Source organism: Roseateles sp. 22389, from assembly GCF_052044995.1.
In the GTDB taxonomy this organism is placed as follows: Bacteria; Pseudomonadota; Gammaproteobacteria; order Burkholderiales; family Burkholderiaceae_C; genus Roseateles.
Genome location: NZ_JBQEOF010000032.1, coordinates 1 through 15,842 on the forward strand (window position 1 = coordinate 1; position 15,842 = coordinate 15,842).

The 15,842-nt window shown below is 69.7% G+C and carries 9 protein-coding genes and 1 pseudogene; 5 read left to right on the plus strand and 5 right to left on the minus strand.

Translation table 11 applies throughout. The features are described from left to right. The 3 genes and pseudogenes from ACTJKJ_RS26415 to ACTJKJ_RS26425 form a co-directional block, all read right to left on the minus strand. Window positions 1-2,187, minus strand: a pseudogene (locus ACTJKJ_RS26415) (hypothetical protein); the annotation flags it as partial. A gap of 2 nt (window positions 2,188-2,189) precedes the next feature. Continuing rightward, window positions 2,190-4,667: an RHS repeat domain-containing protein gene (locus tag ACTJKJ_RS26420; RefSeq protein WP_440823077.1), complete on the minus strand. Its 2,478-nt coding sequence runs from the start codon at window positions 4,665-4,667 to the stop codon at window positions 2,190-2,192. Between the two features lie 77 nt (window positions 4,668-4,744). Beyond that, entirely contained in the window at window positions 4,745-7,270 is a 2,526-nt protein-coding gene (locus ACTJKJ_RS26425; protein ID WP_440823079.1) for an RHS repeat domain-containing protein, read from the minus strand. Between the two features lie 259 nt (window positions 7,271-7,529). Between ACTJKJ_RS26425 and ACTJKJ_RS26430 the strand changes: the two genes are divergently transcribed. The 5 genes from ACTJKJ_RS26430 (at window position 7,530) to ACTJKJ_RS26450 (ending at window position 11,822) form a co-directional block, all read left to right on the plus strand. Then, window positions 7,530-8,531: a DUF2272 domain-containing protein gene (locus tag ACTJKJ_RS26430; RefSeq protein WP_440823081.1), complete on the plus strand. Its 1,002-nt coding sequence runs from the start codon at window positions 7,530-7,532 to the stop codon at window positions 8,529-8,531. Further along, the gene (locus tag ACTJKJ_RS26435; protein WP_440823083.1) at window positions 8,528-9,139 is read left to right on the plus strand and encodes a hypothetical protein; all 612 of its coding nucleotides are present in this window, start codon (window positions 8,528-8,530) and stop codon (window positions 9,137-9,139) included. Before ACTJKJ_RS26430 ends, ACTJKJ_RS26435 begins: the two co-directional genes overlap by 4 nt. Window positions 9,140-9,289: 150 nt before the next feature. After that, window positions 9,290-10,222 (plus strand): sensor histidine kinase, encoded by a 933-nt coding sequence (locus tag ACTJKJ_RS26440; RefSeq protein WP_440823085.1) that lies wholly within the window; start codon window positions 9,290-9,292, stop codon window positions 10,220-10,222. Between the two features lie 77 nt (window positions 10,223-10,299). After that, a complete protein-coding gene (locus ACTJKJ_RS26445) occupies window positions 10,300-10,986 on the plus strand; it encodes a response regulator (RefSeq protein ID WP_183491851.1) in 687 nt (228 codons plus the stop codon). Continuing rightward, the gene (locus tag ACTJKJ_RS26450; RefSeq protein ID WP_440823087.1) at window positions 10,977-11,822 is read left to right on the plus strand and encodes a hypothetical protein; all 846 of its coding nucleotides are present in this window, start codon (window positions 10,977-10,979) and stop codon (window positions 11,820-11,822) included. Before ACTJKJ_RS26445 ends, ACTJKJ_RS26450 begins: the two co-directional genes overlap by 10 nt. Before the next feature lie 14 nt (window positions 11,823-11,836). On the opposite strand, the gene ACTJKJ_RS26455 is transcribed toward ACTJKJ_RS26450, so the two are convergent. Continuing rightward, on the minus strand, window positions 11,837-12,316 hold the full coding sequence (locus ACTJKJ_RS26455; protein ID WP_440823089.1) for a hypothetical protein: 480 nt from the start codon (window positions 12,314-12,316) through the stop codon (window positions 11,837-11,839). Further along, a complete protein-coding gene (locus tag ACTJKJ_RS26460; RefSeq protein ID WP_440823091.1) occupies window positions 12,313-15,807 on the minus strand; it encodes an nSTAND1 domain-containing NTPase in 3,495 nt (1,164 codons plus the stop codon). Before ACTJKJ_RS26460 ends, ACTJKJ_RS26455 begins: the two co-directional genes overlap by 4 nt. Between the last annotated feature and the right edge of the window lie 35 nt (window positions 15,808-15,842).

The window sequence follows — 15,842 nt, forward strand, 5'->3', positions numbered from 1 at the left end:
GGCGTCGATGACTTCCAGCGGCTTGCCATAGGCGTTGTAGCGCGGGAACTGCGTCAGGTGGCCGGCGCTATTTGTCGAGGACTTCAAGTCGCCCTTCGTGTGGTCAGCCGTCGTGTCGGTGTAGTACTCGTTGGTCACCACGACCTTGCCGCGCGGATCGGTCTCGGTGAGCACCTGGCCGGTGGCGTCGTAGGTCCAGCTCGTTGTGCGAGCCGGCGCCCCGGACTGCAGCGTCGCATCGAAGCCTTGCGCGCCGGTCTCGTCGGTCGTTGCCTGCTCCACGCGTTTGCACAGCACGACGATGGGGTTGCCGTCGGGCAGCAACGCGCTGGCCGGCGCGCAGCTCGCCACCGCGTTGCCGTTGAAGGGATCGGGCTGTCCGTTGTAGACCAGCGTCGTGATGCGGCGCGGCTCCGCCGTCCGGGTGGCCAGACGCCAGTCGGGGTGCCATTGAGAACTCACTTTGCGTGCGCCCGCGGGTAAAGCTGCCCCCGCGCTCAACACCGGCGCACAAGCCGCGCCCGCCGTCAGGCCCTCGACACGTGACGACTCCAGATGCCGCACGTCAACATAGCTGTGACAGGTTTGACCACCATTGAAGTCAGTCCTGCGGCTGACATTCCCTTCGGCGTCGTAGTCCAGCGATGAACTTGACGCCTCGCATCCCGCGCCCGCCGGCTGCGACTGTTCCTTCGTTAGTGTGGAGCCTGCAATCTGCTGGCTCGTGAACCCCAGTGCCCGTCCATCAGGACCTGTCACGCTGGCATTCACAGCTTGCAGCACATCCAGCCGGCGAGTGGTCCGCAAGTTGGGAACATCGTCGGTGAGCGTCAGCGTCCACCGAGGGGGAGCCGGCCACTCCACGTGCCACCGCTCACCGTTGCTACCCGTGGCCGTCGTGATGGCGCGACCTTCCGAGTCGTACTCATACCTACCCAGGACCTGACCTCCTTCGTCGACCAACGACGTGATGGCCCAGGTCTGATCGGCATTCTCATAGCCGTAGCGCCGCGACGTGTCGTCCGGATGACCGATCTCGCTCAGGCCGCCAAAGCCTCCATACCGAAACGTGTGACGACGGCCGCCCGGGTCGTTTACAGCCTTGACCCGAACGGTCGAAAAATAGAACGGATCAGGCTCGTACTCGAAGCCCAGCGTCCTCCCCGTCTCGTCGCGGACGGCGCTGATCACGCGCACGCGCATCGTGCCCTCCTCCTTGGCAAGCACGTCGCCATAGAGATAGTCCAGATATCGACCATCGGCGAAATGCACACGCGTGAGTTCCGGGCTCGAATCACCGACATACCGTTCGACGGCAGATGCCGTCACGTCGTAGTAGTTCCAGCCCGCATTGCTTCGGGTGAAGGTCGCCTTGTCGAGCTCCAGCGGCGTCGACGCCGAATCGCCGAAGGACTGGAACGACTTCGACGTCCCGTCGCCGCGCATGAAGACCGGCGTGTAGAGATCACCATTGATCATGGCGCGCTTGAGAAGATTGGCCTGCCAAAGCCTTCCGAAAGTGGCCGGTCCGCCTGGATACCGATCGATGCTCATGGCGGCATCCCGCGGTGCATAGCTGAGGACAAGCTCGTGCCCCCGCCCCCATCCGACAATGCGCTCGCGCTGCGACTTAAGGCCAGTCAGCACACCGATCGGATTCCCCCGATTCGGCGTGCATGTTGGGGCGGGACGCTCATCGCGGAACCTCATGCAGAGGCCGAGCTCGGGTCGCCAGTCCGAGTTCAGGTATCCCCCACAGTCCATCAACACATCGAAGTAGCTGTTGGTGACATACGAGGAGGTCTCTCCGTTTCGCTTATTGCGCAACGTGGTGTTGATGGTGTACGTGCACTTGTGGATCGGATAAGGAAGCACGTCATGGAATCCAGAGGGGAAACAGCGCCCAGGGCTGGCGACGCTGGTCTCTACAGATTCGGGGTAGTCGATGGGCGCTTCAATGATTGGCCTCACCTTTGCCCATAACGCCTCCTTCAAGGCGTCCGCCGTTGGGTAGCAACCCGGCACCCCGCCTGCCGGGCTTAACGCCCGGTGGACGAAGTCGTAGGAGTTGTAGAGCTTGTGGCAATCCTCCGCATAGGAAGAGTGAGCAGCCAGCAAACACAGCAGCACTGTCCCCCACTTCAACCATCTCGCCATTGCTATTCCCTTCTTATCGACGCGGATCAATCTCAATCCCTGCCTATCGATTGTTGTTCCCGGCCCAGCGCGTCATACACGCGCGCCAGGGTCCGCTTGAGCGTGCCTTGTGGGTCTTTGGCCGCTTCGGCCGTCCGGTTGCCGCTCTGGTCCAGCGTGTACTCGATGCGATTGCCTTGGCCGTCGGCCACAGCGATCAAGCGATGCGCATCGTCGTACTCGTAGGTCACCACGGCGCCATCGGGCTGTGTCGTCTTCTTGAGAAGCCCGGTAGGCCAGTACTCGTAGCTGGTGGTCGATCCGGCGGTGGACACAGAGGTCAAGCGCTGACGAGCGTCATAGGCGTAGGTGGTCGAGACCAGGTTGGCGTCAACCACCTCCAGCGGCTTGCCATAGGCGTTGTAGCGGGGGAACTGCGTCAGGTGGCCGGCGCTGTTCACCGAGGACTTCAAGTCGCTCTTGGTATGGTCGGCCGTCGTGTCGGTGTAGTACTCGTTGGTCACGACGACCTTGCCGCGCGGGTCGGTCTCGGTGAGCACCTGGCCGGTGGCGTCGTAGGTCCAGCTTGTCGAGCGGGCCGGTACGCCGGACTGCAGCGTCGCATTGAAGCCTTGCGCGCCGGTGTCGTCCGTCGTCGCCTGCTCCACGCGTTTGCACAGCACGACGATGGGCTTGCCATCGGGCAGCAAGGCGCTGGTGGGCGCGCAGCTCGCCACCGCGTTGCCATTGAACGGGTCAGGCTGGCCGTTGTAGACCAGCGTCGTGACGCGGCGAGGCTCAGCGGTCCGGGTGGACATTCGCCAATCGGGGTGCCACTGCGAACTGATCATCCGAGCGCCCGTCGGCAGGGACGCTGCCGAAACCGTCTCGCACGCTGTTGCCGATGACAGGCCTTCGATGCGCTGCGTCTCCACGTTGCGCGCCGGGTCATATGCCATGCAGCTGCGGTTGCCGTTGAAGTCGTCTCGCTGGGTCGCGTTGCCTGCTGCGTCGTGGACCACTGTCGACGTCGCGGGCTCGCAACCCGCGCCAGCGGGCTGCGAACTCGCAGCCAGGTACGCGGAACTGCCCACTACGACGCTGTCCAGGTCCATCTCCCGTCCGTCGGGTGCGGTGACCCGCGCACGAAGTGGCAGAGGCCGCGGGTACTCGCGAATCACGACATCGAGTTGCGGGTCGTAATACTCGCTGGGCGCGATGTTCGGCCTCTCCGTTTCCCATTTCACCGTCCATCCGGGAAGGGAGCCTGTCCGGGTGAGCACCGCATTCCCCGAATCGTCGTAAGCGTAGGTACCCGCCCGCCGGCCCGATTCATCGATGCGGCCCGTCAGCAGATGCTTCCTCTGCGCATCCTCGTAAACGAACCCGACGCTCGATTGGTCCGCGAAGGTCAACGTCTCCAGGTGGCCGCCTGCGTCATAGTCCATCGACAGCACGCGCCCCGCAGGATCAGTAACCGAGCGGATGGCAATGTACTTGTCGTCGATCTTCGTGTACTCGAACGAGACGATCCTGCCGCTCTCGTCCTGGATGGCATTCACCTGCCGGCCATAGGCCAGCGGGTAACCATTGCCTTGCATGGCGACGCTCGCGTAATCGAGCCGACGCCCATCGGCATAGACGATCGAGGCCAGACTGCCGTCCTCGCGATACATCTCGATGGCTCTCGCGGCCTCGTCGCGATACAGGGTGTACGGAGAAGATTCGGCCCATTGTGGAGACGGATCCCGCTCGCTGAGGTCGGTACTAGGTCCGTTGCTCGGGAACCGCTTCCAGACGCCGTCCCCGCGCTGGAAGAGTCGCTGCGAGGGGTCGGTTCTCCACGCCATCATTTGACGATGCAGATTGCTGGACCACCAACGTCCGAAGGACTGTGCGCCGGCGTCCTCGATGGGATTGATCTCCGGCTTGGGGCGGCTGACATAAGTCAAGGACAGCGAATGCCCGCGGCCCCAGGTCAGCAACGGCTCATGCTGCCGCTTGATGCCGGTGAGTGGCTCGATGGGATTGCCGAACCGCGGACAGCTTGGCGGACCAGGCGGCGTTTTCGTGCGAATGCCTTTGCAAGTCGCTGGCGAGGAGCCGATAGGCGTCGTGTTGAGCGCCGCGCCGCAAGGCATCTGCAAGTTCACGGACGTCTCGCCTGTTTCCGAGGTCACCCGACCGTCGTTCCAATGGAATGTCGCGGTGTAGTTGTACTTGCAAGTCATCCAAGGACTGCTGCCCCACAAGCCCCTGCTGACGCAGCCCGTGAAGCTGAGCGCGTACACGGAGCTATACCGCTCCGTTACCGAGGCAAGAACGGGTTCGGCAATCGACTGGACCGGCGCAACCGCCTCTGCAGGGGAATCCTTGCATTCGAAGTGGAGCGGGTTCAGCGCATCGTCCGCCCATCGAAGAATGCCCTCTGTCTCCCAGACGATCCAGCAGTCCCTGGCTGCCATCGCCGGCAGCGAGAAGCAACCGAGGACGGCCGCCATGAGCAGATGGCGAAGGCACTTGGAGGTCAACAGACTTCTTGTTTCGACAATCACGCAATCCCTCCCGATGTGACGGCTCTCGTCCGCACGCTGTTGTTTTCCATCATTCACTCCCTGCCTGTTGTTTGCTGTGCCCGGCCCAGCGCGTCGAAGACGCGGCTCATGCTCCGCTTGAGCGTGCCTTGCGGGTCTTTGGCTTGTTCCGCGGTCCGATTGCCGCTCTGGTCCAGCGTGTACTCGATGCGGTTGCCCTGGCCATCGGCCACGGCGGTCAGGCGATGCGCGTCGTCGTACTCGTAGGTCCCGATCGCGCCATCGGGCTGTGTCGTCTTCTTGAGCAACCCGGTGGGCCAGTACTCGTAGCTGGTGGTTGATCCCCCGGTGGACACCGAGGTCAGGCGCTGACGCGCGTCATAGGCGTAGGTGGTCGAGACCAGGTTGGCATCGATGGCCTCCAGCGGCTTGCCGTAGGCGTTGTAGCGCGGGAACTGCGTCAGGTGCCCTGCGCTGTTCATTGAGGACTTGAGGTCGCCCTTGGTGTGCTCGGCGGTTGTGTCGGTGTAGTACTCGTTGGTCACAACCACCTTGCCGCGCGGATCGGTCTCGGTGAGCACCTGGCCGGTGGCGTCATAGGTCCAGCTTGTCGTGCGGGCCGGTACGCCGGACTGCAGCGTCGCATTGAAGCCTTGCGCACCGCTCTCGTCGGTCGTTGACTGTTCTACGCGCTTGCACAGCACGACGATGGGCTTGCCGTCGGGCAGCAGCGCGCTGGCCGGCGCGCAGCTCGCCACCGCATTGCCGTTGAAGGGATCGGGCTGGCCGTTGTAGACGAGCGTCGTAATGCGGCGCGGCTCGGCGGTCCGGATAGCCAGGCGCCAATCGGGGTGCCACTGCGAACTGATCATCCGTGCGCCTGCCGGCAGCGACGCCACTGTCACCGACTCGCACGCCATTGCCGACGACACACCTTCGATTCGCGTCACCTCCAGCTTGCGGACCGCGTCATAGGTCATGCAGCTGCGGTTGCCATTGAAGTCGTCGCTGCGCGTGACGTTGGCAGCAGCATCGAAGGCTGATGCCGAGGTCGACGCCGCACATCCTGCACCGGCGGGCTGGCTCTGCGCGCCAAGCAGCTGCAGGTTCCCCACCACCGTGCCATCCCAGGTGGACTGCCGGCCATCCGGTGCCGTGACCAGCGCTTGCATCGGCGTGTTGTCTATGCGCACGTGAAGGCGCACGAACGCGTCGAGATCCGGGTCGTAGACCTCCGTCGGAAGCACGAACTTCGGCGGACTCGGCCAGGTAATCGTCCAGCCATTGAGCGAACCCGTCTGGGAGAAGATGGCCCGGCCCTGGTCGTCATAGCGATAGGTGCCGATGCGGCCGTTGCCTTCATCCAGGCGACCCGTCAGCAAGTGACGGAACGATGTGTTCTCGTACAGGAAGCGCTTCGTCGTCTGGTCCGCGTAGGTGATGGACGTGAGGTTCCCTGCATCGTCATACGTCAGCGGCAGCACGACGCCCGCAGGGTCCGTGATGCTCTGGATGGCTGCGTACTTCGGATCGACCGCCTTGTACTGGAAGGCGATCTGCCGGCCGGCCTCATCACGGATCACGCTGACGAGATTGCGGCTCTCCGAATACTCCGCGCCCGCTGGAGTCGCGACGACGGTGTAATCAAGCCGGCGGCCGTCGATGTAGGCAATGGACGCCAACGTACCGTCGGCGCGATACACCTCGATCGCGCGCTCGGTCGGGTCGAAGTACAGCGTCTGCTGACCGCCGACCTGAGGCCAAGGATCCCGCTCCGTGGGGTCCGCCTGATCCCCGAAGGACTTCCACGCTCCCAGGCCGCGCTGGAACAGATAGATGCGCTTGGGGTTGCCCTGATTGATCCACTGCTTGTGGAGGTTGCTGAACCAGTAGCGGCCGAACGAGTTGGAGCCCCCCTCGTGGATCGTCCCGCTCTCCGGCATCAGCAGGCTCAGGTAGTTCATCTTGAGCGCGTGACCGCGCCCCCAACCGATGATGTCCTCGGGCTGCTGCTTCAGACCGGTGAGCGGCTCGATGGGATTTCCAACTCCCCGCCGTATAGGACAACTGCCACCGACGAAGAGATTCCTGTCGATGATCGGCTTGCAACTATCGATGGCCTTGGTCAGGGGCTTCGTGCGGAACTTCTCTCCACACGTCATCAACAGTTCGAAAAAGTCCTCGCCGTCGGAGTAACTGACTTCGTAGGGCGGCAGCTTGCGAACGTAGGTATTGCGGTACTTGTAGAAGCACGTTGCGGTTGGCCGTCCCGCATGTTCACCGGGAGTGCACCCTTCCGGGAACAGTTCCGTGGTCTGCGTGAAGTCCGAGTAGTCCCGTGGCTTCTGCGCGATTGGCGCGACTGCCGCATACGTGGCTGCCGCCACATCGCCATAGGTGTCGCGGCAATCCTGATACACGCTGATGGTTTCGGGCGTGCTGGTCTGTAGGTAGTTCGATATGGGGCCGCGGGGCGTCCACATGGACCAGCAGTCCTTGGAGGCCATCGCCGGCAGCGCGAACAGGCTCAGCCCGAAGGCGATCAGAAGATGGCCCAGCGGGCTGCGGGTCGCAATGAATCGATGCGTCGGGTCGCTCACGCGAGAACTCCCTGATGTAGTTTGGCAAGCCATCAGGAAGTCGCACACGCCTCAGGGAAACGCCTGCGGCCACACCATGGTCCAACCGGCAAGCGTCTGTCGCGCTCAATGCCAGGTCGGTCTCACTCCCTGATTCAGGGCGGCGATTCTCCATGATGAAGATGTCGATTGCAGGAATCGCTCTGGACAGTTGCAGGTCTCACCACGGCATCACAGACATGCAGCTCTCGCGAGGACCAGACCGGCCAGCGAAAGCACGATGACCGCCTCCGACATTCCTCCCCCCAAGCTCAGCCCCGCGCCGATGCCCCGATCGCCACCGCGCCCCGACGATGAGCGCTCCACGCCCGCCCTTGCGGGCGCAGGAGCCCGCATATCCTCGCGCATCCTTCGCTTCCCTCGCCTCCTTGATCACCCCGGCATCGCCGCCCTGACGCTGCGGCTCCTGGCCGCGCTGTCCATCTCGATCCTGTCCGGCTGCGCGGCGCTGCAACCGCCGCCTACCGAGCGATGGCCAGCCACCGATCCCGCGCCGGTCTACGCCGTCGAGGACATCCGCCCCGCGCCCGGCCTGGGCGGCGAGCCCGCGCCCGACCCGGCCTCGACCGAGCGCCTGCTGGCGCTGGCGCTGCAGGAATGGCAGCTCTGGGGCCGGGGCCGCTGGGACGCCGCCACCAACCTCACCGAACGCCGCCTCGACGAGCCCCGCGGCCAGGAAGCCGAGCCCTACCTCCACGCCCGGGTGCTGCTGTACTGGCTCGGCGTCAAGGGCGGCGACTTCCCGGTCCAGCGCACCCGCCACGAGGACGGCTCGCTGCGCCCCTGGAGCGCCGTCTTCATCTCCTGGCTGATGCGCGGCGCCGGCTTCGGCGAGCGCCAGTTCGAAGCCGCCGAGCTGCACTGGCAGTACATCCGCGCCGCGCTGGACCACGGCGTCCGCGCCGGCTTCGAGGCCCGCGACGCCGCCTCCACCGCCCCTCGCCCCGGCGACCTGATCTGCGCGCCGCGCGACGCGACCCCGGAGGCGCCATCGGGATTCGCCCAGTGGAGCGCCCTCGCCCGCCCGCTGCGCGCCCGCGCCTGGCCCTGGCACTGCGACCTGGTCGTGCAGGTGGACGGTGCCGAGCTCGGCGCCATCGGCGGCAACGTCAGCGACAGCGTCACCTGGACCCGCACGCCGCTGGACGCCGCCGGCCGGCTGGTGCCCACGCCCGAGCGGCCCTGGACCGTCGTGCTGCGCCAGAAGGGAGCCCCGCCATGAGCGCCGCCCTGGACGGCCCGGCTCCGCGCGGGCGGCGGGCCGCGGTGCTCGGTTTCTGGCAGGGGACGGTCGGCCTGGCCACCGGCCTGAGCGTCATCGCCGGCGTGCTGATCTCGGTGACCCAGTTGGTCGAATGGGTCGACGACAGCAAACGCGCCAACCTGACCGGGCGCCTGCAGTCGCTGCAGCACGTGGCCCACCTGCTCGAGCGCGACGAGCGCATCCGGCTGCGCGCCCGCGCCTTCCTCAAGGAGCGACTGCCGGAGATCCTGCCGCGCCTGGACGAGCTGATCCTGCGCGCCGGCTCCGGCGAGGACCTCTACCTGAGCCAGGACATGGAGGACTACGCCGCCGTCCACTTCCATTACGAGCAGCTCGGCGCGCTGGTGAAGCTCGAGTACATCGAGTTCCCGCTGGTCTACGAGGTCATCCCCTTCCCCGACGACTACCTGGCGGCCGTCGAGCCGCTGCGCCAGGCGCTGGCCGATCACTGGAAAGGTCCCGGACGGCCGCTGCCGGATCTGGGCGCCAACATCGTCTATCTGAAGCGTTGTTACGCCTTCAGCCGCGCGCATCCGGACCAGATGGCGCGATGTCCGCCGCCCTGAGCGGTCGCGCCCGACGCGGCGAGGCGGTCCGCCGGCCTCCGGAAGGTTTCCGGAAGGTCGCGCTCCCCGGTCCCGCCTACCGTTGACGGCACCGATCCCCGGATCGCCCCTTCGACACGACGACGCCGACATGGCGCACAGGGAGCTCCCATGAACCTCACCCCGCACCGTTGCCCTCCACCCCCGGCCTCGCCGCCCGCGGGCCGGCCCCGCCAGGGCGGCCTGCCGGCCCGGCTGGCCGCCGAGCACCGGCTGCAGCGCCTCACCCGGCTGCAGACCACGCTCGCGGAAGCCCACGCCGAGGCCGAGCGCCGCGAGCGCGAGCGCATGGCCCAGCTGCTGCATGACCAGGTCGGTGGACTGATCGTCCGCCTGCGCCTGGCCCTGGGCGACTGGCGCAGGACGCAAGCGGACGGAGTCGGTGCTGATGCGAGTTCCGGCTCGGGCTCGGGCTCGGACGCCGGCTCCCAAGCGGACGCGGCCTCGGGCGCCGTCCGTGGCCTCGGCGGCCTCGGCGGCCGTGACGCCACGCAGTCGCACCCGGCGACGCGCTTCGGCGAGTTGCTCGGCGAGCTGTCCGAGACGGTGCGGACGCTGGCCTTCGCGCTGGCGCCGCCGGACTGGCACGGCGACCTGCCGACGGCGCTGGAAGCGGTGGCGGTGGAACTGGGCCTGCGCGGCACCCTGGAGGTGCGCATCGACGGCCGCGCGCTGTCGGCGGCCGACATCGCCGAGGTGCCCGATGCGCAGCGCGCCGCCGCCTGCCGGGTCGTGCGCGAGCTCTGCCTGAACGTGCAGAAGCACGCCCGGGCGACGCGGATCGAGATCACGCCCAAGATCCGGCAAGGCTGGTTGAGCGTGCGGGTGCGGGACGACGGTCGCGGCCTGCCGGCCGCGCCGCGCGGCGCTCACCGTCCGGAGCAAGCCCGCGAGGACGACTGGCACGGAGCCGCCGATGGCCACGGCCTCGGCCTGGGCGGCGCTCGCGCGCAGCTGCAGGCGATGGGCGGCGCGCTGGTGCTGCGCTCCGAGCCGGGCCGCGGCACCAGCGCCACGCTGCTGCTGCCGCTCGCACCCAAGTGAGGCGACCGCCGGGCGCGGCCACGACGCCCGCGCCCCGTCGCCATCCCCTGCCTTCCCCATTCACCGAGGAGACCCCCATGTCCCTGCGCATCGTCCTGGCCGATGACCACCAACTCGTGCGCGAAGGCCTGCGCGCGCTCCTGTCCCGCGATGCGGCGCTGGACGTCGTCGGCCTGGCCGAGGACGGCGCCGCCGCCGTCAAGCTCGTGCGCCACCTGCAACCGGACCTGCTGATCACCGACATCGCCATGCCCGGCCTCAACGGCCTGGAGGCGACGCGGCGCGTGCGCGCGCAGCATGCGGCGGTGCAGGTGATCTGCCTGTCGATGCACGGCGACCAGCGCAGCGTGGTCACCGCGCTGCAGGCCGGCGCTTCCGGCTACGTGCTCAAGGACGCGTCCAGCGAGGAACTGCTGCGCGCGGTGCGCGACGTGGCCGCCGGCCGCATCTACCTCAGCCCGGGCCTGATGGGCGGCCTGGTCGACGAGATCCGCACGCGCCAGCGCCTGCCCGACGGCGCCGCGTCCGCGCCGGCCGGTCCCGCGCTGACCGCGCGCGAGCGCGAGATCGCCCAGCTCTTCGCCGAGGACCTGAGCACGCAGGAGATCGCCGACCGCCTCAAGCTCAGCGCAAAGACGGTCGCCACCCACCGCGAGAACGTCACCCGCAAGCTGGGCGTGCGCGGCGTCGCCGGCATCACCCGCTACGCCCTGGGCGAGGGCCTGAGCGACGGCGCGCCCCAGGGAGCCGGGTCATGCCGCTGATCGTCCACGCGTGGCCGGCCTGGGTGCTGGGCGGCGCGCTGGTGCTGGCCTGGATGGCGATCGGGCTGGGCGCGCAGGCGCTGTTCCCGCGCCGCTGGCGCGAACGAGCCACCGCGACCGACCACCGCGTCGCGCTCGCGTCGCTGGGCGTGATCGCGACGGTCAACGCGCTGCTGCTGGCGGTCTCGGCGGTGTCGGTTCGGGACGCCTTCGCCGCCGAACAGGCGGTCGAGCGCGAGGCCACCGCGATGGCGCAACTGGCGCGCTCGCTGGCGGTCTACGGCACGCCCGAGTCGCGCTTGGCGCGCGAGCGGCTGCGCGGCTACGGCCGCAGCGTGATCGGCAAGGAATGGATCGCGATGCAGCGGGACCAAGCCAGCCTGCCGACGCTGGATGCCTTCGACGACCTCTACCGCACGCTGGGCGACCTGCATCCCGCGGCGGCGTCGGAGGGCGCCCTCCTCGCGCAGATCTGGACCCAGGCCAACGAGCTGCTGAGCCAGCGCCGCGCGCGGCTGTTGGCCGCCCGCGGCCAGGTACCGGCGACGCTGTGGGCGGTGGTGCTGGCCAGCTCGCTGCTGACGCTGGCGCCGGTGGCGGCGCTGCCGGTCAGCGCCTGCAGCCGCGGCGCGATCGTGGTGCTGGCGCTGGTGCCGGGCCTGGTCTTGCCTGTCGTCGTGGCGATGGACCGGCCCTTCCTCGGCGCCGGGCGGGTCAGCGCGGCGCCGATCGAGAACGCGCTGGCCCACATGCAGCGCTGGGACACGCGATGGATCGCCGACGCCCCGTCGTCGTCGTCGTCGCCGTCGCGGCCCGGCGCGGCGCCCCTGCGCTGATGGCCGCGCGACGATCAGTCGTCGCTGCTGCTGCCGTTGCGGATCTCCGGATCGGAGGTCGCGATCAGCGTCTGCGCGTTGCCGGAGGCCGGGCGGCGGAACACCAGCACCACGCCGCGTCGCGTGCCCGGACCGACCGGCACGGTGACCGTGGTCGCCTGATCCAGGCCGGTCGCGACGAAGGTGTTGGGCAGCCCGCTCGGCTTCTCCAGGGTCTTGGCCACCGCGACGAACAGCGTCACGCTGGTGTCCGGCTTGCTGTTGCCGAGTTGCACGAGCACGTCCGGCGACAGCCCCACGGACTGCTGCGCGAACATGATCGCGTTGGTGTTGACGGTATCCAGCGGCTTGGGGCTCGGGATGCGCTCCCAGCGCGCATTGAAGTAGGCGCAGGGAATCACGTTGTCGGCCGGCCCGATCAGGGGCACGACGAAGTACAGCGTCGATTCTTCGGCGTCGGCGCGCGCGAGCGCAGCGGCAGTGAGGTCGTTCATGAGGGTCGCCTTCCTTTCAGGGAGGGAGTTGGGACATCAGCGAAAAGGGCCGCGTGGGCCGGCACATAGCCGCCCGCCGTCAGCCGCCGGGTCCAGCCGTCGTCCGGCGCCTGCGGGCTCGCGCAGGCGCGCAAGGCCAGCCAGGCCTCGAGCACCAGCCCGGCCTGCCCGGCGTCGACCGCCGGCTGGATCTGGTCGCGTTGCCGCGCGCAGCGCGCGCGATCGGGCGCTGCGCCGGCCGCGTCGGCCCGCAGGCCCAGCAGCGCCCGGCGCGCCTGCAGTTCATGGTTCTGCCAGTGCTGCGGCCGCAGGCGCAGCAGCGTCGCCATCGCCTCCTCGCTGGCCGCCAGCCGCGTGCGCACGCCGGCCCAGTCGCCGGCGCGCGCGGCGGTCCCGGCCTCGGCCAGCGCCACCCGCATGAGGGCCTCGCGCCGCAGGAAGTCCCGCGCCGGATCGCTGCCGGTGGTGGCCGGCTCGCCAGCGAGCTGATCGCGCAAGGCCGCCAGCGCCGCGTCGACAGCCTGGCCGGCATCCAGGCGCGCCAGCAGCAGGCTGCCCTCGGCGTGCTGGCGGTCGGCGCGCCAGTAGCGGTTCTCCGGATCGTGCCGCTCGGCCTGGCGCAGCCGCGCGACGCCCTCGGCCATCGTCGCCACCGCCTCGTCGAGGCGCCCCGCCGCGCGCAGCGCCTCCGCGCGGCGCAGCTCCAGCGTGCCCAGGTCGCGCAGGCGCAGCTGCTCGTCGGGATGGGCGGCCGCCTGCGCCAGGCGCTCGGCGCGCGCGGCGTCCAGCGCCACCAGGGCCTCGATCGGCCGGCCCCGCACATGCGCCACCAGGCCGAGCCAGGTCTGGGAGGTCGCGACGCCGTCGCGCAGGTCGGCGTCCGCGGGCGAACGCGCCAGCGCCTCGAGCTTGAGCGCCAGCGAGGCCTGGAACCAGCGCTGCGCGTCCTCCCAGGCCCCGCGCCGGAACGCGATCGAGCCCAGGCTGTTGAGCGCGTAGCCCAGTTCCCCCTGCGCGGTCGCGTCCTCGGGCGCCTGCTGCCGCCAGCGCTCGCTGGCGATGCGGTAGCGGTCCATGGCCCGCGCCGCCGCGTCGAAGTCGCCGGCGTCGAAGGCGATCTGGCCCAGCCAGAACGAGGCCGCGCCGAGGGTGCGGTAGTAGTCGCCGGCGCTGACGCCCGGCACGCGCTCCAGCGGCTCGAGCGGCGCCAGCAGGCGCAGCGCCGCGTTCAGCGCGTCGATGGCGATGTCGGTGCGGCCCTTGCCGCGGCTGCTGTTGACCTCGCCGATCACCACCAGCGCCTTCGCACGTCCCAGCGTGTCGGCGCCATTGGCCACGGTCGCCGCAGTCGCCAGCTCGGCCTCCGTCTCGCCGCCCTCAGCCGGACCGAGCAGCCGCAGACCCTGCTCGCCGATGCGTCCCAGCAGGTCCAGCTTGCCGATCGGCCGCAGGCCGTCCGCCAGCTCGCCGAGCATGAAGGACGCCAGCTGCCGGCTCTGGCGCTCGCGCTCCGCGGCGACCCCGGCCTGCCGCGCGTAACCGATCGCCGCCACGCCCGCGACTGCCGCCAGCAAGAAGGCGCCGGCGCTGGCCGCGCCCAGTCCCCAGCGTCGCAGGCGCAGCCGGCGCTGCGAGCGCGCGATGAAGTCTCGGGCCTCGTCGCCGAGCAGCCCGGGCGCCTCGGCCAGGATGCGCGCGGCGTTCCACAGCGTCGTGCCGCGCGGCAGCAGCAGCGCGCTGGCCTGCCCCGCCTCGCGCCAGCGCGCGACCCAGGGCCGCAACTCGTCGCGCGCCGCCAGCGCGGCGCGGTGCTGCGCCACCCAGGCGGTGACCCGCGGCCAGCGCCGCAGCAGCGCCTCGTGGGCGACGCGGTAGCCGTTGACGCCGCCCGCGTGGTCCGCCACCAGCAGCCGGGCCTCGACGAAGGCGGCGACCAGCGCGCGCTCGGGCGCGTCGCTCAACTCCGCCGCCGCGACCCAGCGGCCGGTCGGCGACGCTTCCTCGCCGGCCAGCGCCACCAGTCGCGGCAGCAGCCGGGGCAGCGCCTCCTGCTGGTCCGCCGGCAGCTCGCCCAGCAGCGCCTCCGCGCGGCGGCCGATCGCGCCCTCCAGGCCGCCCAGGTCCTCATAGGCCGACCAGGCCAGCACCTCGCCCGGTGCCCGGTGCAGGTAGAGCTGCTGCAGCGTGTACTGCAGCAGTGGCAGCGCGTCCGGCGCCTGCATCGCGTCGGCGCAGAGCCGGTCGTCGAGCCGGTTCAGCCCGCTCGCGTCGGTGCCGTAGCTCAGCCCGGCGGCGCGCGCCGGCAGCCGGATCATCTGCGCGATCGCCGACGCGGCGGGCGGCGCCAGGTCGAGGTGGGCGCCGCTCTCCTTGCCGCGCATCAGCAGCGGTCGCCGCGCCATCGCCGGGTAGAAGTCGTTGCGGCAGACCGCCAGCACCACCAGCCGCGCGCTGCGCACCAGCCGCGCCAGCGCGTCGAACCAGGCCGCGGTGCGCGCGTCGTCCTCCTGCAGCAGGGCCTCGAGCCGGTCCAGCACCAGCAGCGGCGGCGCCTCAGCACCGCCGCGCAGCGCACGCGTCGCGTCCAGGCCGATCGCGAGCTGACGCAGCACTTCGTCCGGCGCCTCGCGCAACGCCGCCGACAGCGTGTCGATGCTGTGGCCGGACAGCAGCGGCACGCCCTGGCAGTCCCAGTCCAGCATCGCGCCGGCCAGGCCCGCCCAGGCATCGAGGCCGCCCAGCGCGCCCAGGTCGACGCTGGCTGCGGCGCAGACGCGCAGGCGGGGGACGTCGCCGTCCACATCGCCGTCCACATCACCGTTCCCATTGCCGCGATCCTCGTCGACGGCCGGGCGCGCCAGCGCCGGCACCAGTCCCGCCTGCACCAGCGAGGTCTTGCCCGAGCCGCTCGGCCCCAGCAGCACCACCAGCGGATGACCCAGCCGCCATTGCCGCGTCAAGCGCGCATGCAGCGCGGCGACGGCCTCGTCGCGGCCGAAGAACACGCTCGCATGCGCGGCATCGAACGGCTCCAGGCCGCGGAACGGCGACTGCCCGCGCCAGCCGCCGGCATGGCTGCGCGGCCCCTGTGCCGACAGCACGCCCAGGGGCGCCACCACGCGGTAGCCCTCCTTGCGGATGGTCTCCAGGTAACGCGGCGTCGCGGCGCTGTCGCCCAGCGCGCGGCGCAGGCCGGCCACCACCTTGTGCACCGGGTTGTCGCCCAGCGTGGTCGCCTCGGGCCAGCAGTCCTGCAGCAGCGCCTCGGCGGACACCACCTCGCCCGGCTGGCGGCACAGCGCGACCAGCACCGCCATCGGCCGCGGCTCGAGCACCACGGTCTCGTCGCCGCGGCTCAGCCGCCGGGTCCGCACCTCCACGTGCCAGTCGCCGAGCAGGAACTCCCGCGGCGCGGCGACAAGCACGCCGCCGGCGACCGATCCGTCCGCACCGGCGACCTTCGGCCGGGATGGCGCGGCCAACGCTGGCATGGCGGGCATCTCGGGCACCGGGCCCCCGCCGCTGC

Excerpts from the sequence above, each read along its gene's own strand:
- ACTJKJ_RS26430 (WP_440823081.1), top strand. The coding sequence starts at position 7,530 with ATGACCGCCTCCGACATTCCTCCCCCCAAGCTCAGCCCCGCGCCGATG.
- ACTJKJ_RS26435 (WP_440823083.1), top strand. The coding sequence starts at position 8,528 with ATGAGCGCCGCCCTGGACGGCCCGGCTCCGCGCGGGCGGCGGGCCGCG.
- ACTJKJ_RS26440 (WP_440823085.1), top strand. The coding sequence starts at position 9,290 with ATGAACCTCACCCCGCACCGTTGCCCTCCACCCCCGGCCTCGCCGCCC.
- ACTJKJ_RS26445 (WP_183491851.1), top strand. The coding sequence starts at position 10,300 with ATGTCCCTGCGCATCGTCCTGGCCGATGACCACCAACTCGTGCGCGAA.
- ACTJKJ_RS26450 (WP_440823087.1), top strand. The coding sequence starts at position 10,977 with ATGCCGCTGATCGTCCACGCGTGGCCGGCCTGGGTGCTGGGCGGCGCG.
- ACTJKJ_RS26455 (WP_440823089.1), bottom strand. The coding sequence starts at position 12,316 with ATGAACGACCTCACTGCCGCTGCGCTCGCGCGCGCCGACGCCGAAGAA.
- ACTJKJ_RS26460 (WP_440823091.1), bottom strand. The coding sequence starts at position 15,807 with ATGCCAGCGTTGGCCGCGCCATCCCGGCCGAAGGTCGCCGGTGCGGAC.